Below are 24837 nucleotides of genomic sequence, written 5' to 3' on the forward strand. Positions count from 1 at the left end.
TCCAAACCGCACCTAACGGTCCCCTCTCCCTCCAGGGAGAGGGCTAGGGTGAGGGTGAGGGCAACCGGCCTTCACCTTTCCCTCAAAATCCCGCCGCACAATCTCCAGCGCTTTCAGCACCGTCTCCGCCGGGATCTCGTGATTCTCCAGCAGCATAATTAAATCGACGGCCAGCTTGACCTCGTCGGGGGCATTTTCCAGTGACATTAGTGGCTCCTGTTAACGGGTCTGGCGTTCAATGACGCGTTCAATCTCATCCAGCGCCTGACGGCAGCGGACGATGCGGCCTTCCAGCGCGCTGATTTCACGCATTAATAACTGCTGCTGTTGCAGCGTTTCGCTGGTGGTCAGGCGGGCTTCGCGCTCACACTTCATCTCAAACAGACGCCGCTCAAACTCCTGGTTCTCCAGCCGCTTGCGCTGCCATTTTCCGAGCCCAGGCGAGGCGCTGTCCCACGCCCGTAGCGGCCAGGCGGCGATTTCGCGGTGCAGGGCGGTGATCTGCTCGGTAAGATGCTCCGCAAGCCACACCACCTGTTCCTGCTGTTCACTCTCAACCGCGTGGCGAAGCTCGTCGAGGTTGGTCTGCATCTCAGCAAGGTAATCCTGAATGACGGTACTGCGGGTGCGGAAGAGCTGCCGGTCAAAGCGCGGTTTCAGCGTAGCATGTCCCATCAGCGGTGTGGCCTGCGCCCGCAGCGCGATCAGCTGATTTTGCAGCCTCTCAAGAAGCAGTGCTGTTTTCAATGCGCTCTCCAGTGGTAAAGTAGCCGTTCAGTTTGATAACGATTCGCATTATGCAGCGTACTATTTTAATCATCATTGGCTGGCTCGCGGTAGTGCTGGGTACGCTGGGCATCGTATTGCCCCTGCTGCCGACCACCCCGTTCATCCTGTTGGCCGCCTGGTGCTTCGCCCGCTCGTCGCCGCGTTTTCACCACTGGCTCCTGTACCGTTCGTGGTTTGGCGGCTACCTGCGGCACTGGCAAAAACACCGGGCCATGCCGCCCGGGGCCAAGCCGCGCGCCATTGCCTTCATCCTGATCACCTTCGCCGTCTCGTTATGGCTGGTGAAAATGATGTGGGTGCGCATTCTGCTGCTGGCGATCCTGGTCTGCCTGCTGATCTTCATGTGGCGGATCCCCGTGGTTGATGAAAAGCAACAAAAGCACTGAAGCCTCATCATGGCGGTTGCAATTATGGCGCACAGCCAGTAAATTCGACCGTTTTCGAGCACAGGTGCGCCTGGTCAAAGGTTAAACAACTGTTACTTTGACCGACTCGTCGCGCGCCGTGAGTAACACTGTTTCATTTAGGCACAAACCGATGACCGCAACTGCACAGCAGCTTGAATATCTGAAAAATAGCATCAAAAGTATCCAGGATTATCCAAAGCCTGGCATTCTTTTCCGTGATGTCACCAGCTTGCTGGAAGACCCGAAAGCGTACGCCCTCAGCATTGAACTGCTGGTTGAGCGTTATAAAAACGCCGGGATCACCAAAGTAGTAGGTACCGAAGCCCGTGGCTTCCTGTTCGGCGCACCGGTTGCGCTGGCGATGGGCGTGGGTTTTGTGCCGGTGCGTAAGCCGCGCAAACTGCCGCGTGAAACCATTGCTGAGAGCTATGAGCTGGAATACGGCACCGATCAGCTGGAAATTCACGTTGATGCCATCAAGCCAGGCGACAAAGTGCTGGTGGTGGACGATCTGCTGGCAACCGGCGGCACCATCGAAGCGACCGTGAAGCTGATCCGTCGTCTGGGCGGGGAAGTGACCGACGCGGCCTTCATCATCAACCTGTTCGATCTCGGCGGCGAGCAGCGCCTGGAAAAACAGGGTATTACCAGCTACAGCCTGGTGCCTTTCCCGGGACATTAATCCCGTATCTCACAACCTCGCTCAATGGGTGAGGTTGTGATAGCATTCCCCTCCATTAATTCACCTTCCAGCGTTGCAGAGCCTGCCCATGAGTTATCAGGTGTTAGCCCGTAAATGGCGACCACAAACCTTTGCTGACGTTGTCGGTCAGGAACATGTGCTGACGGCCCTGGCGAACGGCTTGTCGCTAGGTCGCATCCATCACGCCTATCTTTTCTCCGGCACCCGTGGCGTCGGTAAAACCTCTATTGCCCGTCTGCTGGCAAAAGGTCTGAACTGCGAAACCGGGATCACCGCCACCCCGTGCGGCGTATGTGACAACTGCCGGGAGATCGAGCAGGGGCGTTTTGTCGATCTGATCGAGATCGACGCCGCCTCGCGCACCAAGGTGGAAGACACCCGCGATCTGCTCGACAACGTGCAGTACGCCCCGGCGCGCGGCCGCTTCAAGGTCTATCTGATCGATGAAGTGCACATGCTGTCGCGCCACAGCTTCAACGCCCTGCTGAAAACGCTGGAAGAGCCGCCTGCGCATGTCAAATTCCTGCTGGCGACCACCGATCCGCAAAAGCTGCCGGTCACGATCCTGTCGCGCTGCCTGCAATTCCATCTGAAGGCGCTGGACGTTGAGCAGATCCGCGCACAGCTTGAACACATTCTTGATGAAGAGAAGATCGTTCACGAGCCGCGCGCCCTGCAGCTGCTGGCCCGCGCGGCGGACGGCAGCCTGCGTGATGCGCTGAGCCTGACTGACCAGGCAATTGCCAGCGGTGACGGTAAGCTTTCCACTGACGCGGTCAGCACCATGCTCGGCACGCTGGATGACGATCAGGCGCTGTCGCTTATCGAAGCGATGATTGCCGCCAACGGTGAGCGGGTAATGACCCTCGTCAACGATGCCGCCGCCCGTGGCATTGAATGGGAAGCGCTGCTGGTCGAGATGCTCAGCCTGCTGCATCGCGTGGCGATGCTGCAATTGTCTCCGTCGGCCATTGGCGCGGACATGGCGACCATTGAACAGCGGATGCGTGAACTTGCGCGCACCGTGCCGCCGGCTGATGTTCAGCTTTATTATCAGACGCTGCTGATTGGCCGCAAAGAGCTGCCGTTTGCACCGGATCGCCGGATGGGCGTTGAAATGACGCTGCTGCGCGCGCTGGCCTTCCATCCGCGCAAGCCATTGCCGGAGCCGGAAACGCCCCGGCAGTCCTTTGCGCCGGTTGCGCCGACCGCGGTAATGTCACCGCAGCAGGTGGCACCGCAACCGGCATCGCCGCCGCCGCAGAACGTGCCGCTGTCGGATGCCACCAGTTCGGTGCTTGCCGCACGAAGCCAGTTGCAACGTGCGCAGGGAGCAACCAAACCAAAAAAGAGTGAACCGGCAGCGCCTGCAAGAGCGCGGCCGGTGAACAACGCCGCGCTTGAACGACTGGCCTCGGTAACGGAGCGCGTGCAGTCGCGTCCGGCACCGTCCGCGCTCGAGCAAAAAGCCCCGGCGAAAGAAGAGGCATACCGCTGGAAGGCGACTACCGTTGTTGAAACGGTCAAGGAAGTGGTCGCCACGCCAAAAGCGCTGAAAAAGGCGCTTGAGCATGAAAAAACGCCGGAGCTGTCCGCGAAGCTCGCGGAAGAGTCCATCGAGCGCGACGCCTGGGCCGCTGAGGTCAGCAAACTTCAGCTGCCGAAGCTGGTGGAGCAGGTCGCGCTGAATGCCTGGAAAGAGCAGGAAGGCAATCAGGTGCGTCTGCACCTGCGCCCTGGCCAGCGGCACCTCAACTCCCCTGGCGCGCAAAAGGCGCTGGCCGAGGCGCTTACCGCCTTACAGGGTGTGCCGGTTGAATTGACTATCATTGAAGATGATAATCCGGCGGTGAAAACGCCGCTCGAGTGGCGACAGGCGATTTATGAAGAGAAGCTCGCGCAGGCGCGCGAGTCGATTATCGCGGATAACAACATCCAGACCTTGCGCCGGTTCTTCGACGCCGATCTGGATGAAGAGAGTATTCGCCCCCTTTGATCGTGAGTCTGACTTACGGTTGTAATCCTTAACGTGAAAGAAGAGAGAAGCCTATGTTTGGTGGAAAAGGCGGTCTGGGTGGCCTGATGAAGCAGGCTCAGCAGATGCAGGAAAAAATGCAGAAGATGCAGGAAGAGATCGCTCAGCTGGAAGTCACGGGTGAATCGGGTGCCGGTCTGGTCAAGGTGACCATCAACGGTGCGCACAACTGCCGTCGCGTTGAAATCGACCCGAGCCTGCTCGAAGACGACAAAGAGATGCTGGAAGATCTGGTTGCAGCCGCGTTTAACGATGCCGCTCGCCGTATCGACGAAACCCAGAAAGAGAAAATGGCCTCTGTTTCCAGCGGTATGCAACTGCCGCCGGGCTTTAAGATGCCATTCTGATGCAAACCAGTCCGCTGCTCACGCAGTTAATGGAAGCACTGCGCTGCCTGCCGGGCGTTGGCCCGAAGTCGGCGCAGCGTATGGCGTTTACGCTATTGCAGCGCGACCGCAGCGGCGGGATGCGCCTGGCGCAGGCTCTGACCCGCGCCATGTCAGAAATTGGTCACTGTGCGGATTGCCGGACCTTTACCGAGCAGGACGTCTGTAACATCTGCACGAACCCGCGTCGTCAGGAAAACGGTCAGATTTGCGTGGTGGAGAGTCCGGCGGACATCTACGCCATCGAACAAACCGGGCAGTTTTCCGGCCGCTATTTCGTGTTGATGGGGCATCTCTCCCCGCTGGACGGCATCGGCCCGGATGATATCGGTCTCGATCGTCTTGAACAGCGTCTTGAGTCCGAGACGATCAAAGAGGTGATCCTCGCCACCAACCCGACGGTGGAAGGGGAGGCAACCGCCAACTACATCGCCGAGCTGTGCGCGCAGTACGGCGTTGACGCCAGCCGCATCGCCCACGGCGTGCCGGTCGGCGGTGAGCTGGAGATGGTCGACGGCACCACGCTGTCGCACTCGCTGGCCGGACGACACAAGATTATTTTCTGACCAAACGGAGGCTGCGTGCGCGGCCTCCGCTTGAAAATTCCCCCCCTTATCCCCATCTCTCACTCAACGTTTTACAACCCCATTAAATGGCATTGTTGAGGTCGACTTAGATGAAAGGACAAGAAACCCGTGGTTTCCAGTCAGAAGTAAAACAGCTTCTGCACCTGATGATCCATTCCCTGTATTCCAACAAAGAAATCTTCCTGCGTGAGCTGATTTCCAACGCCTCCGATGCGGCGGACAAGTTGCGCTTCCGCGCGCTGTCCAACCCGGATCTGTACGAAGGCGATGGCGAACTGCGCGTGCGCGTCTCTTTTAATAAAGAGAACCGCACCCTGACGATTGCCGATAATGGCATCGGGATGAACCGCGACGAGGTGATCGACCATCTCGGCACCATCGCTAAATCCGGCACCAAAGCGTTCCTCGAGTCCATGGGCTCTGATCAGGCGAAAGACAGCCAGCTGATCGGTCAGTTCGGCGTAGGCTTCTACTCGGCATTCATCGTGGCGGATAAAGTCACCGTGCGCACCCGCGCCGCGGGCGACAGCGCCGAAAACGGCGTGCTGTGGGAATCCAAAGGGGAAGGCGAATACACCGTTGATGATATCACCAAAGCGGATCGCGGCACCGAAATCACTCTGCACCTGCGCGAAGGCGAAGACGATTTCCTGAACGACTGGCGCGTACGCTCCATCATCAGCAAATATTCTGACCACATCGCGCTGCCGGTTGAGATTGAAAAACAGGAAGAGAAAGACGGCGAAACCGTGGTTTCCTGGGAGAAAATCAACAAGGCGCAGGCGCTGTGGACGCGCAACAAAGCTGAAATTAAAGACGACGAGTACAACGAGTTTTACAAGCACATCGCCCACGACTTTACCGACCCGCTGACCTGGAGCCACAACCGTGTGGAAGGGAAGCAGGAGTACACCAGCCTGCTGTACATTCCGGCGCAGGCGCCGTGGGACATGTGGAACCGCGATCACAAGCACGGCCTGAAGCTGTACGTGCAGCGCGTCTTCATCATGGACGACGCCGAGCAGTTCATGCCGAACTACCTGCGCTTTGTGCGTGGCCTGATAGATTCCAACGATCTGCCGCTGAACGTCTCCCGTGAAATTCTCCAGGACAGCACCGTCACCCGTAACCTGCGTAACGCCCTGACCAAGCGAGCGTTGCAGATGCTGGAAAAACTGGCGAAAGACGATGCGGAAAAATACCAGACCTTCTGGAAACAGTTCGGCCTGGTGCTGAAAGAAGGCCCGGCGGAAGACACCGCGAACGTGGAAGCTATCGCTAAACTGCTGCGCTTCGCCTCTACGCACAACGACTCCTCCGCCCAGACCGTATCGCTGGAAGAGTACGTCTCCCGCATGAAAGAAGGGCAGGAGAAGATCTACTACATCACCGCCGACAGCTATGCGGCAGCGAAGAGCAGCCCGCATCTGGAGCTGCTGCGTAAGAAAGGCATCGAAGTGCTGCTGCTGTCTGACCGCATCGACGAGTGGATGATGAACTACCTGACCGAGTTCGACGGTAAATCCTTCCAGTCCGTTGCTAAAGCCGACGAGTCTATCGATAAGCTGGCGGATGAAGTGGACGACAGCGCGAAGGAAGCCGAGAAGGCGCTGGAGCCGTTCGTTGAGCGCGTGAAAACCCTGCTGGGCGATCGCGTGAAAGAGGTGCGCTTCACGCACCGTCTGACCGATACGCCAGCCATTGTCACCACCGATGCGGACGAAATGAGCACCCAGATGGCGAAACTGTTCGCTGCGGCGGGCCAGGCCGTGCCGGAAGTGAAATATATCTTTGAGCTTAATCCGGATCATCCGCTGGTGAAACGCGCGGCGGATACCCAGGACGACGCCCGCTTTGCGGAGTGGGTTGAACTGCTGCTGGATCAGTCCCTGCTGGCCGAGCGCGGCACCCTGGAAGATCCTAACCTGTTCATTAAACGTGTGAATGCGCTGCTGCTGGCGTAATACAAAACCTACCCCTCACCCTGGCCCTCTCCCCAAAGGGGAGAGGGTATAATCGTCCCCTCTCCCCTTTGGGGAGAGGGTTAGGGTGAGGGGACATTCTCGCATTCACCCAAATAATCTCCCCCCGTTAACCGTTTCAGCCTCCCCGCCTTCCTTGAGCGATACCCGTTCTGGTGGTATTGTTTAGCGCTTTTGAAAAATTGAATCGACATTTGAGGGGATTTTCGCAATGCGTATTATTCTGCTTGGCGCTCCGGGCGCGGGTAAGGGAACTCAGGCTCAGTTCATCATGGAGAAATACGGTATTCCGCAAATCTCTACTGGTGACATGCTGCGTGCCGCTGTTAAATCTGGCTCCGAGCTGGGCAAACAAGCTAAAGACATCATGGACGCAGGCAAGCTGGTGACCGACGAACTGGTTATCGCGCTGGTAAAAGAGCGCATTGCTCAGGAAGACTGCCGCAATGGTTTCCTGCTGGACGGCTTCCCGCGCACCATTCCTCAGGCTGACGCCATGAAAGAAGCGGGCATCAACGTGGATTACGTGCTGGAGTTCGATGTACCGGACGAACTGATCGTTGACCGTATCGTTGGCCGTCGCGTGCACGCTGCCTCTGGCCGCGTTTACCACATCAAATTCAACCCACCTAAGGTTGAAGGCAAAGACGACGTGACCGGCGAAGAGCTGACCACCCGTAAAGACGACCAGGAAGAAACCGTGCGTAAACGCCTGGTGGAATACCATCAGATGACCGCACCGCTGATCGGCTACTACTCCAAAGAGGCGCAGGCGGGTAACACCAAATACGCGAAAGTTGACGGCACCAAAGCCGTGGCTGACGTACGTGCAGAGCTGGAAAAAATCCTCGGCTAAGCGCACCTCTCTCACCCGGAGCCCCGGGTGAGAAAAATTCTCATCTTACCTATTACAGCAATGGGTTTCGTTTAAACGCATTTCCGCTACAATTGACAGCCTATCAAATGGTTAAGAGGCGTGAATGAGTCAGGCGAAAACCGGCATCCTGCTTGCCAATCTGGGCACCCCAGAAGCACCTACTCCAGCGGCGGTAAAACGCTACCTGCGACAATTTTTAAGCGACACGCGCGTCGTGGATACCCCAAGACTGCTGTGGTGGCCACTGCTGCGTGGTGTCATTCTGCCGATTCGTTCTCCGCGTGTAGCAAAGCTCTATCAGTCCGTGTGGATGGAAGAAGGCTCGCCGCTGATGGTCTACAGCCGTCGTCAGGAGAAGGCGCTGGCCGCCCGTCTGCCGGACATGCCCGTTGCGCTCGGTATGAGCTACGGTAAGCCATCCCTGGAAAGCGCCGTCGACTCTCTGCTGGCGCAGGGCGTTGAACACATTGTGGTGCTGGCCCTTTATCCGCAGTATTCGTGCTCCACGGTGGCTGCCGTCTGGGACGAACTGGCACGCATTCTGGCGACCCGCCGCCGTATACCGGGCATCACCTTTATCCGCGACTACGCCGATAACGAGCTGTACATTCAGGCGCTTGCCAGCAGCGCGCGCGCGTCGTTTGAAAAACACGGCGAGCCGGATCTGCTGCTGCTCTCCTATCACGGTATTCCGCAGCGTTTCGCGAACGAAGGGGACGATTACCCCCAGCGTTGCCGCGATACCACCCGCGAGCTGGTCTCCGCCCTCGGCCTGCCGCCTGAGAAGGTGATGATGACCTTCCAGTCGCGCTTCGGTCGTGAACCGTGGTTGACCCCGTATACTGATGAAACGCTAAAAATGCTGGGCGAGAAGGGCGTGAAGCACATTCAGGTTATGTCGCCGGGCTTCTCGGCGGATTGTCTGGAAACGCTGGAAGAGATTGCCGTCCAGAACAAAGAGTTCTTCATGGAGGCCGGCGGAACGAAATACGAATACATTCCTGCGCTTAACGACTCCCCTGAACACATCGATATGATGGTGTCACTGGTCACCACCCGCCGCTGATCGCGTTACGGGCCGGGTTTGTGCTACCATTCCCGGCCCGTATTCTTTGCACAGTTCAGACCATGAAATTTCCCGGTAAACGTAAGTCCAAACACTATTTCCCCGTCGATGCCCGCGATCCGCTGTTACAGCAAATTCAGCAGGAAAGCGAAACCAGCGCTGCCTGGGTGGTCGGTATCGATCAGACGCTGGTGGACATTGAAGCCAAAGTGGATGATGCGTTTGTCGCACGTTACGGTCTGAGCGCCGGGCACTCGCTGGTGATTGAGGATGACGTTGCCGAAGCGCTGTATCAGGACCTGATGCGCGAAAATCTTATCACCCACCAGTTTGCTGGCGGCACCATCGGTAACACCATGCACAACTACTCCGTTCTGGCAGACGACCGCTCGGTGCTGCTTGGCGTGATGTGCTGCAATATCGAAATCGGTGGCTACGCCTACCGCTACCTGTGCAATACCTCCAGCCGCACCGATCTGAACTATTTGCAGGGCGTTGACGGGCCGATTGGTCGTTGCTTTACGCTGATAAGCGATTCCGGCGAGCGTACCTTTGCCATCAGCCCCGGCCATATGAACAAGCTGCGCGCTGAAAGTATCCCGGAAGAGGTGATCGCGGGCGCGTCTGCGCTGGTGTTGACGTCTTATCTGGTGCGCTGCAAGCCGGGCGAACCAATGCCGGACGCAACCATGAAGGCAATTGAGTATGCGAAGAAATACAACGTGCCTGTGGTTCTGACGCTGGGCACCAAATTCGTGATTGCCGACAACCCGGAGTGGTGGCAGGCCTTCCTGAAAGAACACGTCTCGATTCTGGCGATGAATGAAGAAGAAGCCGAAGCGCTGACCGGCGAAAGCGATCCGCTGCTGGCGTCTGATAAGGCGCTGGACTGGGTGGATCTGGTGCTCTGCACCGCCGGGCCGGTCGGGCTGTACATGGCGGGCTTCACGGAAGAAGAGAGCAAGCGGAAAACCCAGCACCCGCTGCTGCCGGGCGCAATCGCCGAATTTAACCAGTACGAGTTCAGCCGCGCCATGCGTCATAAAGACTGCATCAACCCGCTGCGTATTTTCTCCCACATTGCACCGTATATGGGTGGCCCCGAGAAGATCATGAACACCAACGGCGCGGGCGACGGTGCGCTGGCCGCGCTGCTGCACGACATCACCGCTAACGCCTACCACAAAACCAATGTGCCGAATTCCAGCAAACACACCTTCAACTGGCTGACCTATTCCTCGCTGGCGCAGGTGTGCAAGTACGCGAACCGCGTGAGTTATCAGGTGCTGAACCAGCATTCACCGCGCTTAACGCGTGGGCTGCCGGAACGGGAAGACAGCCTCGAAGAGGCGTATTGGGACAGGTAAAAGAAGACCCCTCACCCTGGCCCTCTCCCCAAAGGGGAGAGGGAACTTGAACACCCTCTCCCCTTTGGGGAGAGGGCTGGGGTGAGGGGACCAGGCCGCACAAAATTTACCCCGTCACCGCCTCTTCAACCGGCGGCTTCGTCAGCATTGTCAGCATCGTATTCGCAATCTCACGCTCACCCATCACCACCTGATTCGCGCCGCGCTCGGTAATGTACTCCACTTCGTCATCATAATGGGCGCGGGCTATGATTTCGATATGCGGGCATTTTTCACGGGCTGTGGCGACAATCTCGCCAGCCTCGTAACCGTTCGGGATAGTGAGCAGCAGCCAGCGAGCGCAGTCCAGATGCGCCAGATTCATAATCTCTTCGTTAGCCGCGTTGCCCAGCACCGCGCGGATGCCGCGCTCGCGAAGCTCGTCGACGCGAGTGCGTGACGTTTCAATCACTACAAGTGGAATGCCCTGAGCCATCAGTTTTTCACCCAGCAGGCTGCCGACGCGGCCAAAACCGACCAGCAGCGCGTGGTTGCAGATATCCACCGGGATCTGTTTCTCTTCTTCTGTCGCCTCTTCCAGCGTCAGCTCTTCGAGGGTTTCGGTCTTCTCGAGATATTTCTCCAGCAGGGCAAACAATACCGGGTTCAACATGATGGAGAGGATCGCCCCCGCCAGCACCAGATTTTGCCCAGCCTGTGGCAGCAGATTCAGGGCCATTCCCAGACCAGCCAGAATAAAGGCGAACTCGCCAATCTGCGCCAGGCTGGCGGCGATGGTCAGCGCCGTGCGCGGCGAGTGACCGAACATCCGCACCAGGAAGAAGGCGGCAACGGACTTACCAAAGATGATGATTGCCAGCGTACCCAGCACGGCCAGCGGCTGCTGGATGAGGATCATCGGGTCGAACAGCATCCCGACGGAGACAAAGAACAGCACCGCGAACGCATCACGTAGTGGCAGAGTATCGTGCGCGGCACGGTGGCTCAGCTCGGACTCGTTCAGCACCATCCCGGCGAAGAACGCGCCCAGCGCAAAGGAGACGTCAAACAGCTCGACAGCGCCAAAGGCAATGCCCAGCGCCAGCGCAAGGACCGAAAGCGTGAACAGTTCACGCGAGCCGGTGGCGGCGCTGCGGGACATGATCCACGGCACCAGACGGCGGCCCACCAGCATCATGATGGCAATAAACGCCACAACCTTACCGATGGTAATGCTCATATCCAGCGCCAGCGAAGCGAAGCCGATATTCTCTTTTTCCATCATCCCGGCGACGGCGGGCAGCAGTACCAGCGTCAACACCATCACCAGATCTTCAACTATCAGCCAGCCAATCGCGATTTGCCCGCGCTGGCTGTCTATCAGCTGCCTCTCTTCAAGCGCGCGCAGCAGCACCACGGTACTGGCGGTTGAAAGACACAGCCCAAATACGATACCGGTCATGATTGACCAGCCCAGCACCGCCGAAAGCGCCATGCCCAGCAGCGTCGCCACCCCTATCTGGGCGATCGCTCCCGGTATGGCGATCGACTTTACCGCCATCAGATCCTTCAGGGAAAAATGCAGTCCGACGCCAAACATCAGCAGGATAACGCCCAGTTCCGCCAGCTCCGGTGCAAGTTTGGTATCTGCGACAAAACCCGGCGTAAAGGGCCCTGCCAGCACGCCCGCTAACAAATAGCCTACCAGGGGCGAAATACGCAGTTTGTTGGCAATCATGCCGAGGATAAAAGCGAGCACAAGTCCACCAACAATGGTGGTGATAAGCGGTGTGGCGTGGTGCATTCCGTCTCCTTTCGCGATGGGTGATCCATTTTTGGTGCAAATACCAAAAAGCCGATTAATAGTTTATGACAATTTTTACGCTTATGTTTATGAATAATTGTTGAAATCACAATAAAAAGGCAATAAGCACGAAAAAAGGCAGATTTTGATAAATTTGCTGAGGGGAGGGAGAGGAAAGCCTTATGGCATCAGGTTATCCGACTGCCAAAGTTTAACTTTGGCAGCCATGAAGTTACGCTTTATGACGGTTGTCAGGCAGGAATATGGTCAACATCCCCAGAAGTGGCAGGAAAGCGCAGATTTTATAGACCAGGAAGATGCTGGTGTGGTCTGCAACCATCCCTAACACGGCGGCGCCAAGGCCGCCCATGCCAAAGGCAAAACCGAAAAAGAGACCGGAAACCATACCGATACGTCCCGGCAGCAGCTCCTGCGCATAGACCAGAATGGCTGAAAACGCCGACGCGAGAATAAAACCTATAATCACTGTCAATATTCCGGTCCATTCCAGCGTTGCGTACGGTAAAACAAGCGTAAACGGCGTAACGCCGAGGATAGAGCCCCAAATCACATATTTACGTCCGATTTTATCTCCCACAGGGCCGCCAATCACCGTGCCTGCCGCCACCGCAAACAGGAAGGCAAAGAGATGGAACTGGGCATTTTGTACCGATAATCCGAATTTTTGCATCAGATAGAAGGTGTAATAGCTGCTGATGCTCGCCATATAGAAATATTTCGAGAAAATCAGCACCAGCAGCACGCTGACGGCAAGAATCACCTTATTACGCGGAAGGGGATTGGTTATCTTTGCGACAGGTTTTCCCTTATTTACGCGATGCTGCGCGGCATACCAGCGGCTGATTTGCGCCAGGACGACAATCGCCAGCAGCGCGGCCAGCACAAACCACGCCACGTTGCCTTTGCCGTAAGGTGCGATAATTACCGCCGCCAGCAGAGGACCGAGGGAGCTACCAAAGTTCCCCCCCACCTGGAACAGAGACTGCGCCAGCCCGTGGCGTCCGCCGGAGGCCATACGCGCCACGCGGGACGATTCCGGATGGAACACCGATGAACCGGTTCCTACCAGCGCCGCGGCAACCAGTACCGCCTCAAAGCTGCCCGCCATGGCCAGCAGCACCAGCCCGCTCAGGGTGAAGCACATCCCAATGGGCAGCGACCATGGCATCGGGTATTTGTCCGTCCAGTAGCCCACCACCGGCTGTAGCAGCGAAGAGGCCAGCTGGAAAGTCAGGGTGATCATCCCGATCTGCACGAAGGTTAATGAGAACTCAGACTGCAACAGCGGGTAGATCGCCAGAATCAGCGACTGGATCATGTCGTTGAGCAGATGAGAGAGACTGATTGCGCCTAATACTTTGAAGGAAGTGCGCGATTTCGGCGGCGACGCCGGAACGCCCTGAACAGGCTGGGTTGATTCACTGATTGCCATAAATACCACGTCAATTTGTAATTAGAGATGCAGGGAGTAATTATTATCCGACTAACATACCCGTCCGTGACATTTGAAGAAAGTCGCAATTCTGAAAACTTATTTGTCTATTCTTGTGAGTCACTGTAATTTTTGCGTTTGTCTATGGGTCAGGGAGAGAGAAGATGAAGTTAATAAAGCGTGGCGTCGCGCTGGCGCTCATCGCCGCATGGGGGCTGACAAACCTGCCCGCGCAGGCGTATGAAAAAGATAAAACTTATAAAATTACCATTCTGCATACTAACGATCATCACGGCCATTTCTGGCGTAGCGAATACGGTGAATATGGCCTGGCGGCGCAAAAAACGCTGGTGGACGGCATTCGTAAAGAGGTCTCGGCTCAGGGCGGCAGCGTGCTGTTGCTGTCGGGCGGGGATATTAATACCGGCGTACCGGAATCTGATTTGCAGGATGCCGAGCCTGATTTCCGCGGCATGAATTTAATTGGTTACGACGCGATGGCGGTCGGAAACCACGAGTTTGATAACCCGCTGAGCGTATTGCGCCAGCAGGAAAAGTGGTCCAAATTTCCGTTCCTTTCCGCCAATATTTATCAGAAAAGCACCGGCGAGCGCCTGTTTAAACCGTGGGCGCTGTTTAAGCGTCAGGATCTGAAGATCGCGGTCATCGGCTTAACCACCGACGATACGGCCAAAATTGGCAACCCTGAATTTTTCACCGACATCGAATTCCGTAAACCGGCGGACGAAGCGAAGCTGGTGATCCAGGAGTTGCAGCAGAATGAAAAACCGGATGTGATTATCGCTACCACCCACATGGGGCATTACGACAACGGTCAGCACGGCTCTAACGCGCCGGGCGACGTGGAGATGGCGCGCAGCCTTCCTGCGGGCTCGCTGGCGATGATTGTGGGCGGTCATTCGCAGGATCCGGTCTGCATGGCTTCTGAGAATAAAAAGCAGGTAGATTATGTGCCCGGCACGCCGTGCGCGCCGGATCGTCAGAACGGGATCTGGATTGTACAGGCCCACGAGTGGGGTAAATACGTAGGCCGTGCGGATTTCGAATTCCGTAACGGCGAGATGAAGCTGGTGCACTATCAGCTCATCCCGGTCAACCTGAAGAAGAAAGTAACCTACCCGGACGGCAAAAGCGAGCGGGTACTCTACACGCCAGAGATCGCTGAAAACCAGCAGATGCTCTCCCTGCTGACGCCGTTCCAGAGCAAAGGGAAAGCGCAGCTGGACGTGAAGATTGGCACGCTTAACGGACGACTGGAAGGGGACCGCAGCAAAGTCCGCTTCGTACAAACCAACATGGGGCGTCTGGTGCTGGCCGCGCAGATGGCGCGCACGAATGCGGATTTCGGCGTGATGAGCGGCGGCGGTATTCGTGATTCCATTGAAGGCGGAAACATCACCTATAAAGACGTGCTCAAAGTGCAGCCGTTTGGCAACGTGGTGGTGTATGCGGACATGAGCGGGAAAGAGGTAATTGACTACCTGACCGCCGTGGCGCAGATGAAGCCGGACTCCGGAGCGTATCCGCAGTTTGCTAACGTCAGCTTCGTCGCGAAGGACGGTAAGCTCAACGATCTCAAAATCAAAGGCGAACCTGTTGATCCGGCGAAAACCTACCGCCTGGCAACGTTAAGCTTTAACGCCACCGGCGGCGACGGCTATCCGCATATCGATAACAAACCGGGCTATGTAAATACCGGGTTTATTGATGCGGAAGTGTTAAAGCAGTTTATCCAGCAAAATTCACCGATTGACGTGAACGCGTATGAGCCGAAGGGCGAGGTGAGCTGGCAGTAGTGTTGTGCGGCCTGATGCCCTCACCCCAACCCTCTCCCACCGGGAGAGGGCGCGAACACAAAAAAACGGTAACGCCTGTTACCGTTTTGCTTTTACCTCGCAGCGCCACCGGGCAATTTTCTCAATCCCTGCGCGCAATATCCGCAAATTTCGCGTCCAGCATTTTCGCCAGATCGCCTGCGGCCAGTTCGATATCCAGCCCGCGTTTGCCGCCAGAAATATAGATCGTCTCAAATTCCTGCGAAGGCGCATCGATCAGGGTCGGCAGACGCTTTTTCTGGCCGAGCGGGCTGATCCCGCCGACCAGATAACCCGTAGTGCGTTGCGCAACCATCGGGTCTGCCATATCGACCTTTTTCGCTCCCAGCGCTTTGGCCACTTTCTTCAGATCAAGCTGTCCGGCGACGGGCGTCACAGCCACGGCGAGGTGCTTCATATCGCCATTCACCGCGACCAGCAGCGTTTTGTAAACCTGGTCCGCGTTCAGCCCCAGCTTGCGCACCACTTCATCACCAAAGTTGGTTTCGTTCGGATCGTGATCGTAGGTGTGGATCCGGAAAGAAATTTTGTTTTTTTCGAGTAATTTAACGGCGGGAGTCATGGCTATCCTTCTTACGACAGACGGTTCATGCCAGCAGCATACGCCTGACGTTTGTCTAAAAAATAGCACCATCTTGCGCAATAGTATTGGCAGTGATGGTTACTTTGAGCGACAATCGGCGTAGCCGAAGGTCACTTCGGTATAATAAAAACGATGAAATTCCTCTTTGACGGGCCAATAGAAATATTGGCCATTTTTTTATTTCAGCAGCGACGGCAAATTCCCTTCTCCGTACAAATGCAACGCGCCAACCGCGACAACATAACGACCGGCAGGCAGGGCATACAGCGTCTCACGCCACGCCTGGTTGCGCGCGTTCATCAGCACATCATACAACGATTCACTGAACGTCGACGGTAACGCCAGCTTACCGTCTGCGGGCGGCGCATCCAGCCACCAGCCAATCATCGTTTGCAGCAGACGCGCGTTGGTGTGCCAGTGGGTCAGGGTATCATCCAGTAGCATCTTACCGTCATCAGGAAGCTGGCGAAGAAGCGCAATCTGGCTGTCCGTGCCTTCCAGTTCAATGACGGACAGGTTGCACGCCCGTGCCGCATTCAGCAGTTGATAATCGATACCGTAATCGCCGCGCAGCCCCAGGCGCTGCGCCTGGGTTGCCTGTAGCACCATGGCAATTTGCCACAGGGGCAGGGTGTCGAGCATTGAGAGCGAGACGCCGGACTCATCCGCAAGACGGGTAAGCTCAGCCAGCTGCGTCTCGTTAAGACGTTCAGCCAGGGGGCGGTCGCTTTCCAGCCCGGCAAACGGCGATTCATGGCCGGATATGTCGGCTTCGACGATCAGCGCGTCGGCGCGCTTCAGTAGTTTAATCAGGCCGGAGGGCAGGGGGGACATATCCTGCGTGCCCATATGAATGCTTCCCACCAGGTGCAGTTGCTGCCCACCCGGAAGCGAAATATCCATACCGGGCCAGGCATAACGGCGGGGAAAAAGGGCGCGAAACGATGTTTTTATACGATTAAACAGACCCATACGCGCTCCATAAACGGAAAGGTTCATGCTAGCGCGTGGGGAAGGGGGGCGCAATAGGCGAAAGCCGGGCGGCGCTGCGCTTACCCGGCCTGCTTCCGGGATTCTACGCTTTCGGTTTAAACCGCAGCAGACGGTTAGCGTTGCTCACCACGGTAATTGACGAGAGCGCCATCGCCGCACCCGCAACAACCGGGTTCAGCAGGGTGCCGGTCAGCGGCCACAAAATCCCGGCGGCAATCGGAATGCCGAGCGAGTTATAGACGAAGGCCCCCAGCAGGTTCTGCTTCATGTTGCGCAACGTGGCTTTCGAAATCGCCAGCGCATCCGCCACGCCCATCAGGCTGTGGCGCATCAGGGTGATCGCCGCGGTTTCAATGGCGACATCGCTCCCGCCGCCCATCGCAATACCTACGTCAGCCTGCGCCAGCGCCGGGGCGTCGTTGATGCCGTCGCCGACCATCGCCACCTGACGACCATCACGTTGCAATTTCCTGATGGCGTCCGCTTTGCCATCTGGCAGTACGCCGGCTATCACCTCATCAATCCCGGCTTCTCTGGCGATGGCGTTAGCGGTAGTCGGGTTATCACCGGTTAACATCACCAGGCGATATCCCGCATGGTGCAGGCGTTGCAAGGCATCCACGCTGTCCTGGCGTAACGGATCGCGTACGGCCAGCAGCGCCGCCACCTGACCATCTTTCGCCAGCAGAACCGGCGTCGCGCCTTGAGAGGCCTGCGCGTTCAGCTCAGCGTCCAGCGCGGACGTATCAACACCGTGTTCAGTTAGCAGTGCCTGGTTACCCAGCAGCAGCGTATGGCCTTCTGCTTCACCGCTGACCCCTAAACCGCGCAGGGTGCGGAAGTTGCTTACCTGCGGCAGACGGGCATCACCGGCTTTCTCAAGGATGGCGCGCGCCAGCGGGTGACTGGAGCCTTGTTCCAGCGCGGCGGCCAGGCGCAGGGCATCCGTCTCCGTACAGCCAATGGTATTAACGGCCACTACCTGCGGTTTGCCCTCGGTGAGCGTGCCGGTTTTGTCAAAGACGAGGGTGTCCAGCGTGCTTGCCCGTTGCAGGGCGTCAGCATCACGGACCAGTACGCCAAATTCGGCGGCGCGTCCGACGCCAGAGATAATCGACATCGGCGTGGCCAGACCAAGGGCACAAGGGCAGGCGATGATCAGTACCGTGGTGGCGATCACCAGGGTGTAGACAATCTGCGGCGCCGGGCCGAAGAAATACCAGATTGCCGCGCTCAGCAGGGCAATACCGACCACCACTGGCACAAAAATGGCGGAGATTTTATCGGCAAGCTGACCAATTTCCGGCTTACTGCTCTGCGCCTGGCGGACCATCCGAATGATGCGTGACAGTGTGGTATGACTGCCAACGGCGCTGGCGCGGAACAGCACGCTGCCGTCCTGTACCACCGTACCCGCATGCACCGCATCGCCCTGAGATTTCTGCTGGGGGATCGGCTCACCGGTCAGCATGGCTTCATCAAGCCAGGCATCGCCCTGGGTGATTTCACCGTCGACGGGCACGCGGTCACCGGTGGTGAGACGCAGCGTCATACCGGGTTGCACCTCTGAGAGAGGAACGCTTTTTTCCCCATCGTCGGTGACCACGCGGGCCGTCGGCGGGGTTAAATCGAGTAATCTTTCCAGCGCTTTCGACGAGCGCTGACGCGCGCGGGCTTCAAGCATATGGCCTAAGTTAATCAGACCTATAATCATCGCGCTCGCTTCATAATAGAGATGGCGCGCCTCCATCGGGAACCACTGCGGCCAGACGTTAACGCTCATTGAATACAGCCACGCCGCACCCGTCCCGAGCGCGACCAGCGTGTCCATCGTCGCGGTGCGGTTTTTCAGGCTCTTCCAGGCGCTGGTATAGAAATGTCCGCCTGCAAACACCATCACCGCTAGGGTAATCAGACCAATCACCAGCCACAGGGTGCGGTTGTCTGCGGTGACCATCATGTTGTCACCCATCATGCCCCACACCATCACCGGAATACCGACCAGCAGGGCGACGATCGCCTGCCAGCGGAAGCGCTTCATGGTGGCGGCAGCCGTTTCCTGCTGGCGCTCGCGGCGCTCGGCATCATCTTCGATGGCCTCCGCCCCGTAGCCCGCTTTCTCCACGGCCTGCACTAAATCTGCGGCGGAGGCACTGCCCATCACCAGCGCAGTACGCTCCGCCAGGTTTACCCGTGCCTGTGCGACGCCCGGTACCGCCTGTAAGGCGTTTTGTACCCGGGAGACACAGCTGGCGCAGCTCATGCCGTTGATCAGCAGCTGTTGGCTGTCATCAATATCATCAGCTACCGGAAGCTCAGGAGTGGCCGCTGTCAGTGCTTCCGACGGGGATGATGACTCTGCCAGCGGTTTAGCCTTTGGGTGGCTTAACTCCGCCCCGTAACCGGCCTGTTTAATGGTATCAATCAGCGCGTCGGCGCTGGCGCTGCCGGTCACGGCGGCATGATCGATAGTCACCTCAGCGCTTTCCACGTCAGGACGCTGCTCCAGGCTTTCTTTAACACGTTTGACACAGTGGCCGCAGGAGAGGCCGTCCAGTGTCAGGTCAATAGTGTGAGACATAACAAAACTCCCGTATAATGTTCTGGTCAATTGTTGACCTTCACTCTGCTTTTCGCTAACTGTTATGAAGGTTAAACCTTCCATCAAGGGGAAGGTCAAGGGGGAAATGTGAATATCAGCGATGTTGCGAAAAAAACCGGCTTAACCAGCAAAGCGATTCGCTTTTATGAGGAAAAAGGGCTGGTGACGCCACCGTTGCGCAGTGAGAACGGCTACCGCAGCTATACGCAACTGCATCTTGATGAACTGACGTTACTGCGCCAGGCAAGACAGGTAGGATTTAACCTTGAAGAGTGCGGCGAGCTGGTTAACCTGTTTAACGATCCGAAACGCCACAGTGCCGACGTGAAAAAACGTACGCTGGAAAAAGTGGCGGAGATCGAACGCCATATCATCGAATTACAGGCGATGCGTGAGCAACTGTTACAGCTGGCAGAATCCTGCCCGGGAGATGACAGCGCCGAGTGCCCGATTATCGACAATCTTTCCGGCTGCTGCCACCGTAAAACCCACGCCTAACAGGCTTTAACCCGCAGGGTAATGCCTTCTACCGCAATGACCTCAACCCGCGTGCCGGCGCTGAGGTCATCATTGGCCACCACCGGCCATGAACTGTCCCCCACGCGCATATGACCGCGTCCGTTGATCAGCGCGTTATCAAGCGTAAAACGTTTACCCACGATCTGCTGCCCACGCTGATTGAGATGCGCGTCGACCGGCTTCTGCGCCTTCACCCGTTTGTTCAGCCAGCGCCACCACAGCCAGGCGGCCAGCAGCGTCAGCACGGCAAACAGCGCGCCCTGCCACTCCCAGCCGACAGGCAGCAGCCAGACGACCAGCCCGGTAATCACAGCGGCAACACCGCTCCACAGCAGATAACCGTTGCCGCCAAGCATCTCGGCGGCCAGCAGCAAGCCGCCAAGGCTTAGCCAGAACGCATGAGGATGTGCAACGATGAGCTCAATCATTTTTTACGCTCGTTTCCGCCGTCTTTGATCAACTCGGCAATTCCGGCGATAGATCCCATCAGACTGCTGGCATCCAGCGGCATCATCACCACTTTGCTGTTGTTCGCAGAGCCGATCTCCTTCAGCGCATCGGTATATTTTTGCGCGACGAAGTAGTTCACAGCCTGGATATCCCCGGCGGCAATCGCCTCGGAAACCATTTGCGTCGCGCGGGCTTCCGCTTCTGCCGAACGTTCACGCGCTTCTGCCTGGAGGAAGGCAGACTGACGGTCGCCCTCGGCTTTCAGGATCTGCGACTGTTTTTCCCCTTCCGCTTTCAGGATCTCGGCCTGACGCACCCCTTCGGCTTCAAGAATATAGGCGCGTTTGGTACGCTCGGCCTTCATCTGCGCATTCATGGAAGCAATCAGCTCTGCCGGTGGGCGCACGTCGCGGATCTCAATGCGGGTCACTTTGATCCCCCACGGATTGGTGGCTTCATCAACAATGTGCAGCAGGCGGGTATTAATGCTGTCGCGCTGGGAGAGCATTTCGTCCAGCTCCATCGAGCCAAGCACGGTACGGATGTTGGTCATCGTCAGGTTGACGATCGCCAGCTCCAGGTTGCTCACCTCATAGGCCGCTTTCGGCGCATCAATCACCTGAATAAAGCACACCGCATCGATGGTGACGTTGGCGTTATCCTTAGAGATGACTTCCTGGGAAGGAATATCCAGCACCTGCTCCATCATGTTGATTTTACGCCCAATTCTGTCCATGAAGGGGACGATCAGGCTTAAACCCGGCTGAAGGGTATTGGTGTAGCGACCGAAACGTTCGACGGTCCACTGGTAACCCTGCGGGACAATTTTGACGCCTGCGCCCACGATAACCAGCGCAACGAAAATAAGGACAGGAACAACGATGAGCATAAAAACCTCCTGTTTTGCATGCCGTAACGAGAAAAATTGCGTATTTGTTGAACGTAAGTATATCGGTTAACGGGCGGGATTTCGCCCCTGTAAAGAGGTGGGAACCGGACTGGTAAAATTAAAACGCCCCGCCAGGAGAGCGGGGCGCATAGCGTTACTCTTCAGACCAGGTATAGCTGAAGTCGGTGATAAACCCATCCCCGGCGTCAGCGATGGCTTTCGATAAGCCCTGATAGTATTTTTCCAGGCCGATGGCCTCTATCTGCTGGATCTGCTCGCGAACGGGAGCGCAGAACAGTACTGCATTGCCCGCTCCGACACGTTTGTTGTTCGGCGGCAGATCGCCGGTAATCCCCTTAAACCAGGTTCTGATCCCTTGCTTTAAGCTGTGCGGCGCTTTTGCAAGATCCTTCTGGCCTGTCAGCACCTGTAAGGTGGGGAACTCATTTGCATTGACGGCGGTTTTCATGCGTGCAAAGAACGCGGTAAAAAGCTCAAAAGAGCCGAGATCCGTGACGCGAGGCTTGGTGGTTTTTCCGTTTTTATTGCCCATTTTTCCGGCAGGGGCTGTAGGCGCCGGAACCACATTGACCTTATGCAGATCCAGACCAAACAGCAGATTGCAGTGCGCCCGGCGCTCTTTAAGCGGGTAGGACATTAGCACGTCAATAAACGCTGTCGCCTTCACATCGGCCAGGTCATGGTTAATCAGCCATTGCGAGCGGGCAAATTCCGCGGGGGAAACGAACCAGTCCGGCACCTCAGTAAAGCGTCTGGATTTACCCTTGCCGTCAAACTCGAGAAAGTAAGCCCCATCATCGAAAGCAAAATAGCAGTTTTTAAAGCTTCCGATCGTGGTGTTAACGATGAGCGCCTTCTTAACAAAATCGACCACCTCTGCACCCATGACAAAACGCGTGAGTTCAGAAGAATTGATGACTTCCATTAATGTTTCCACATCTGGAACACCAGGCTTCAGGGAAGAGAACTCATAAAAGATATGTGTCATGTTGCTGACTTCCTGTAGTTATAGAGGTGACAATTACCGAACAAAAAGTTTAACACTTGCGCTAGGTTAAGGCTATTCGCGCAGCGTAGCGGAAAGGATTATGCTAAAGGCTGTTCTAATCACAGCGGTTAACGGAATCGGAATGAATAATAAAAAAAATCTTCTGGATATCAGGGATGTTGGCTTTCGTGTGGGTGATAACACCATCCTTCAGCACGTCGATTTTTGTCTCTCTCCGGGCGAATTTAAACTCATAACCGGCCCCTCCGGCTGCGGCAAAAGCACCCTCCTGAAAATCGTGGCTTCGCTACTGAGTCCAACGGAGGGAACCATCCTGTTTGAAGGGAAAGATATCGCCACGCTTACACCGGAAAGCTATCGCCAGCAGGTGTCATACTGCGTGCAAACGCCGTCCCTGTTTGGCGACACGGTGTACGACAATCTGGTTTTCCCCTGGCACATCCGCAACCAAACGCCCGATCCGAAAAAGTTTGCGGACGATCTGACCCGTTTTGGGCTTCCGCCGGAGACGCTGACCAAATCGACTGCCGAACTGTCAGGCGGGGAAAAGCAGCGCGTCTCGCTGATCCGTAACCTGCAATTCCTGCCGAAGGTGCTTTTGCTGGATGAAATCACCAGCGCGCTGGATGACGCTAACAAGCGCAACGTCAATGAGATTATTCATCGCTACGTCCGTGAACAGGATATTGCCGTGCTGTGGGTGACGCACGATTCAAATGAAATTAGCCATGCGGATGATGTCATCACGCTCAGGCCGCAGGGCGGGAAAATGGAGGAGGCTCACCGTGGGTGAACATAACATAACCAACGAATCGCTGGCGCTGTCGATGGTGCTGGTGCTGGTGGCGATTGTGGTCAGCTACCGGGAGAAGCTGGGGCTGGAAAAAGATATTCTGTGGAGTATCGTTCGCGCGGTCATTCAGCTCATCATCGTCGGCTATGTGCTGAAATACATCTTCAACGTCAATCATGCCGTGCTGACCCTGTTGATGGTGCTGTTTATCTGCTTTAACGCGGCATGGAACGCGCAGAAACGCAGTAAATACATCGATAAAGCGTTCCTCTCGTCGTTTATTGCCATCACCACCGGGACCGCGTTAACGCTGGCGGTACTGGTGCTCTCCGGCTCGATAGAATTTACGCCGATGCAGGTGATCCCCATTTCCGGGATGATTGCGGGCAATGCGATGGTGGCGGTCGGGTTATGCTACAACAATCTGGGGCAACGCTTCAGCAGTGAACAGCAACAGCTTCAGGAGAAGCTAAGCCTGGGCGCGACACCGAAGGTGGCCTCGGCGCGGTTGATCCGCGACAGCATTCGTTCTTCGCTGATCCCAACGGTGGATTCCGCCAAAACCGTGGGTCTGGTGAGCCTGCCGGGCATGATGTCGGGGCTAATTTTTGCCGGTATCGATCCGGTAAAAGCGATTAAATACCAGATTATGGTGACGTTTATGCTGCTCTCTACGGCGAGCCTGTCGACGATTATTGCCTGCTATCTGACCTATCGGAAGTTTTACAACGCGCGCCACCAGCTGGTGGTGACGCAGTTGAAAAAGACGGGGTAATATCGGCTTTTGTAGGCCCGGCAAGCGTTAGCGCCACCGGGCATTTTTGTTAGTAAAGCAATGCGTACAGCTGACGACGATACTTAGACGCCAGCGCGTCACCGGTGCCGAGCGCGGCCAGGATCTCCTGGAACATCTTTCGCGCCTGACCGTCTGCGGCGCCCAGGTCCTTCTGAAGGTGACTAAACAGCAGCTCCAGCGCCTCTTCATTACGCCCCACCTGGTGAAGCTGAAGCGCCAGCTGGCTTGCCAGCGCGGCATCCGCCGGGTTGTCCGCAACCTGCTGCTGAAGTTGCTGAATTTCAGGGGTATCCGCCGCCTGTTTCAGCAGGTCAATCTGCGCCACCAGGCCCTGATAGCGGGTGTCCTGATCCTGCATCGGCACCGTTTTCAGCACGGCTTCCGCGTCTTCGGGGCGGTGCAGCGCAATCTGGGTCTCTGCCAGCAGCAGACCAATCTGGCTGTTCTGGTTCGACAGCTGCCACGCGTCTTTTAACAGCGGCAGCGCCTCGTCGTACTTGCCTTCCTGCATCAGCGCCATGGCTTCCTGCGCTTTCAGCTCTTCTTCGCGCGGCAGGACTTTATCCAGCAGGGCGCGGATCGCCTCTTCCGGCTGCGGCCCCTGGAAGCCATCCACCGGCTGACCGTTCTGGAACAGGTAGACGGTTGGGATCGCACGCAGGCCAAACTGGGAAGCCACCATCGGTTCGGCGTCACAATCCAGCTTCGCCAGAATGAATTGACCGTTGTACTGCGCGGCAAGGCTTTCCAGGACCGGCGTCAGCTGCAGGCAGTGTTGGCTGCGTTCAGACCAGAAGTAGAACAGCACCGGTGTAGTCATTGACTGTTCGAGTGTCTGTTGCAGGTTAGCTTCAGTTATGTTGACGATATTCTGTACGGACATGCGGCATT

The 24837-nt window shown here is 56.8% G+C and carries 24 protein-coding genes and 1 other annotated feature; of the genes, 13 read left to right on the top strand and 11 right to left on the bottom strand.

What is annotated here, in order from left to right:
* Nucleotides 1-12: 12 nt before the first annotated feature.
* Nucleotides 13-207: a pleiotropic regulatory protein RsmS gene (rsmS, locus tag IM282_RS06320; protein ID WP_022647275.1), complete on the bottom strand. Its 195-nt coding sequence runs from the start codon at nucleotides 205-207 to the stop codon at nucleotides 13-15.
* A gap of 12 nt (nucleotides 208-219) precedes the next feature.
* Nucleotides 220-747: a primosomal replication protein N'' gene (priC, locus tag IM282_RS06325; RefSeq protein WP_171932942.1), complete on the bottom strand. Its 528-nt coding sequence runs from the start codon at nucleotides 745-747 to the stop codon at nucleotides 220-222.
* A gap of 50 nt (nucleotides 748-797) precedes the next feature.
* On the opposite strand from priC, the gene IM282_RS06330 reads away from it, so the two are divergent.
* The 9 genes from IM282_RS06330 (at nucleotide 798) to IM282_RS06370 (ending at nucleotide 10199) form a co-directional block, all read left to right on the top strand.
* Entirely contained in the window at nucleotides 798-1175 is a 378-nt protein-coding gene (locus tag IM282_RS06330) for a DUF454 family protein (RefSeq protein WP_023299466.1), read from the top strand.
* Nucleotides 1176-1326: 151 nt separating this feature from the next.
* Complete coding sequence (gene apt / locus IM282_RS06335; RefSeq protein WP_000127359.1) at nucleotides 1327-1878, top strand: adenine phosphoribosyltransferase; 552 nt, start codon at nucleotides 1327-1329, stop codon at nucleotides 1876-1878.
* An 88-nt stretch (nucleotides 1879-1966) separates the two neighbouring features.
* On the top strand, nucleotides 1967-3895 hold the full coding sequence (gene dnaX / locus IM282_RS06340) for a DNA polymerase III subunit gamma/tau (RefSeq protein ID WP_180256874.1): 1929 nt from the start codon (nucleotides 1967-1969) through the stop codon (nucleotides 3893-3895).
* Nucleotides 3225-3289: a sequence feature (DnaX frameshifting element), on the top strand. It overlaps the preceding gene by 65 nt.
* A 53-nt stretch (nucleotides 3896-3948) precedes the next feature.
* A complete protein-coding gene (locus tag IM282_RS06345) occupies nucleotides 3949-4281 on the top strand; it encodes a YbaB/EbfC family nucleoid-associated protein (protein ID WP_003858972.1) in 333 nt (110 codons plus the stop codon).
* A complete protein-coding gene (gene recR / locus IM282_RS06350) occupies nucleotides 4281-4886 on the top strand; it encodes a recombination mediator RecR (protein WP_006809843.1) in 606 nt (201 codons plus the stop codon). The genes IM282_RS06345 and recR overlap by 1 nt, the downstream gene beginning before the upstream one ends.
* 110 nt (nucleotides 4887-4996) lie before the next feature.
* Complete coding sequence (gene htpG, locus IM282_RS06355) at nucleotides 4997-6871, top strand: molecular chaperone HtpG (protein WP_015571245.1); 1875 nt, start codon at nucleotides 4997-4999, stop codon at nucleotides 6869-6871.
* Nucleotides 6872-7100: 229 nt separating this feature from the next.
* On the top strand, nucleotides 7101-7745 hold the full coding sequence (adk, locus tag IM282_RS06360; RefSeq protein ID WP_022647279.1) for an adenylate kinase: 645 nt from the start codon (nucleotides 7101-7103) through the stop codon (nucleotides 7743-7745).
* Between the two features lie 124 nt (nucleotides 7746-7869).
* Nucleotides 7870-8832: a ferrochelatase gene (hemH, locus tag IM282_RS06365; protein ID WP_017383216.1), complete on the top strand. Its 963-nt coding sequence runs from the start codon at nucleotides 7870-7872 to the stop codon at nucleotides 8830-8832.
* Nucleotides 8833-8894: 62 nt separating this feature from the next.
* Nucleotides 8895-10199: an inosine/guanosine kinase gene (locus IM282_RS06370; protein ID WP_192970232.1), complete on the top strand. Its 1305-nt coding sequence runs from the start codon at nucleotides 8895-8897 to the stop codon at nucleotides 10197-10199.
* A 106-nt stretch (nucleotides 10200-10305) separates the two neighbouring features.
* Here the strand turns inward: IM282_RS06370 and ybaL are convergent, their stop codons facing one another.
* Nucleotides 10306-11982, bottom strand: coding sequence for a YbaL family putative K(+) efflux transporter (ybaL, locus tag IM282_RS06375; RefSeq protein WP_022647281.1), 1677 nt, complete (start codon nucleotides 11980-11982; stop codon nucleotides 10306-10308).
* A gap of 232 nt (nucleotides 11983-12214) precedes the next feature.
* Nucleotides 12215-13435: an MFS transporter gene (locus tag IM282_RS06380; protein ID WP_192970233.1), complete on the bottom strand. Its 1221-nt coding sequence runs from the start codon at nucleotides 13433-13435 to the stop codon at nucleotides 12215-12217.
* A gap of 164 nt (nucleotides 13436-13599) precedes the next feature.
* Between IM282_RS06380 and ushA the strand changes: the two genes are divergently transcribed.
* Nucleotides 13600-15252: a bifunctional UDP-sugar hydrolase/5'-nucleotidase UshA gene (ushA, locus tag IM282_RS06385; protein WP_192970234.1), complete on the top strand. Its 1653-nt coding sequence runs from the start codon at nucleotides 13600-13602 to the stop codon at nucleotides 15250-15252.
* 121 nt (nucleotides 15253-15373) lie between these two features.
* Here ushA and ybaK read toward each other — a convergent pair whose 3' ends face one another.
* The 3 genes from ybaK to copA all read right to left on the bottom strand — a co-directional run bounded on the left by ybaK (nucleotide 15374) and on the right by copA (nucleotide 19448).
* The gene (ybaK, locus tag IM282_RS06390) at nucleotides 15374-15853 is read right to left on the bottom strand and encodes a Cys-tRNA(Pro)/Cys-tRNA(Cys) deacylase YbaK (RefSeq protein WP_010428207.1); all 480 of its coding nucleotides are present in this window, start codon (nucleotides 15851-15853) and stop codon (nucleotides 15374-15376) included.
* Nucleotides 15854-16051: 198 nt separating this feature from the next.
* Complete coding sequence (locus IM282_RS06395) at nucleotides 16052-16846, bottom strand: TraB/GumN family protein (RefSeq protein ID WP_023299471.1); 795 nt, start codon at nucleotides 16844-16846, stop codon at nucleotides 16052-16054.
* A gap of 103 nt (nucleotides 16847-16949) precedes the next feature.
* Nucleotides 16950-19448, bottom strand: coding sequence for a copper-exporting P-type ATPase CopA (gene copA / locus IM282_RS06400; RefSeq protein WP_192970235.1), 2499 nt, complete (start codon nucleotides 19446-19448; stop codon nucleotides 16950-16952).
* A gap of 108 nt (nucleotides 19449-19556) precedes the next feature.
* On the opposite strand from copA, the gene cueR reads away from it, so the two are divergent.
* Nucleotides 19557-19967, top strand: a complete 411-nt coding sequence (cueR, locus tag IM282_RS06405) for a Cu(I)-responsive transcriptional regulator (protein ID WP_017383222.1) — start codon at nucleotides 19557-19559, stop codon at nucleotides 19965-19967.
* Here cueR and IM282_RS06410 read toward each other — a convergent pair.
* The 3 genes from IM282_RS06410 to IM282_RS06420 form a co-directional block, all read right to left on the bottom strand.
* Complete coding sequence (locus IM282_RS06410) at nucleotides 19964-20416, bottom strand: NfeD family protein (RefSeq protein WP_063146580.1); 453 nt, start codon at nucleotides 20414-20416, stop codon at nucleotides 19964-19966. The genes cueR and IM282_RS06410 overlap by 4 nt on opposite strands.
* Nucleotides 20413-21327, bottom strand: a complete 915-nt coding sequence (locus IM282_RS06415) for an SPFH domain-containing protein (RefSeq protein WP_003858941.1) — start codon at nucleotides 21325-21327, stop codon at nucleotides 20413-20415. The genes IM282_RS06410 and IM282_RS06415 overlap by 4 nt, the downstream gene beginning before the upstream one ends.
* A gap of 154 nt (nucleotides 21328-21481) precedes the next feature.
* Nucleotides 21482-22336, bottom strand: a complete 855-nt coding sequence (locus IM282_RS06420) for a hypothetical protein (protein ID WP_022647288.1) — start codon at nucleotides 22334-22336, stop codon at nucleotides 21482-21484.
* 142 nt (nucleotides 22337-22478) lie between these two features.
* On the opposite strand from IM282_RS06420, the gene fetA reads away from it, so the two are divergent.
* Both fetA and fetB read left to right on the top strand, forming a co-directional pair.
* Entirely contained in the window at nucleotides 22479-23150 is a 672-nt protein-coding gene (fetA, locus tag IM282_RS06425; RefSeq protein WP_023305606.1) for an iron ABC transporter ATP-binding protein FetA, read from the top strand.
* The gene (gene fetB, locus IM282_RS06430) at nucleotides 23143-23925 is read left to right on the top strand and encodes an iron export ABC transporter permease subunit FetB (protein WP_022647290.1); all 783 of its coding nucleotides are present in this window, start codon (nucleotides 23143-23145) and stop codon (nucleotides 23923-23925) included. The genes fetA and fetB overlap by 8 nt, the downstream gene beginning before the upstream one ends.
* A gap of 49 nt (nucleotides 23926-23974) precedes the next feature.
* Here the strand turns inward: fetB and IM282_RS06435 are convergent, their stop codons facing one another.
* Nucleotides 23975-24829, bottom strand: coding sequence for a co-chaperone YbbN (locus IM282_RS06435; protein WP_022647291.1), 855 nt, complete (start codon nucleotides 24827-24829; stop codon nucleotides 23975-23977).
* Nucleotides 24830-24837: the final 8 nt, after the last annotated feature.

The organism is Enterobacter cloacae complex sp. P29RS, assembly GCF_014893445.1.
GTDB lineage: Bacteria > Pseudomonadota > Gammaproteobacteria > Enterobacterales > Enterobacteriaceae > Enterobacter > Enterobacter intestinihominis.